General features: G+C 64.9%; 1 protein-coding gene. It reads right to left on the bottom strand.

Annotated elements, in window-relative coordinates; all coding sequences use genetic code 11:
- Window positions 1-231, bottom strand: a 231-nt coding sequence (locus KVT32_RS31830) for an RNA ligase family protein (RefSeq protein WP_217619608.1), incomplete at both ends; no start/stop codon positions are given.

Genomic DNA, 231 nt, shown 5'->3' with positions numbered 1-231 from the left:
CACGGAGTGCTTTTTCGACAGGGATTCGCCGTACAACACGAAGCGGTCTTCCAGCCGGTCCAGCAGCCAGTCCGCAGGCGCGGCGGCCCAGGCCTTGATGAAGCTGAACTGCCGTTCGCGCCCCCCGCCCACCAGATAGTGGCCGCGCGATTGCAGCAGCAGTTCGCCCGACGCGGTGAAACTGATGCCCGGGTTGGCGGCGTCGAGCTTTTCTTCAAAGGCAAGGGGCTG

The sequence above is a fragment of the Achromobacter sp. GbtcB20 genome (assembly GCF_019091095.1).
GTDB lineage: Bacteria > Pseudomonadota > Gammaproteobacteria > Burkholderiales > Burkholderiaceae_B > Achromobacter > Achromobacter mucicolens.
The sequence above is the reverse complement of the archived record's forward strand: the minus strand, read 5'-3'. Positions and strand labels throughout refer to the sequence as shown.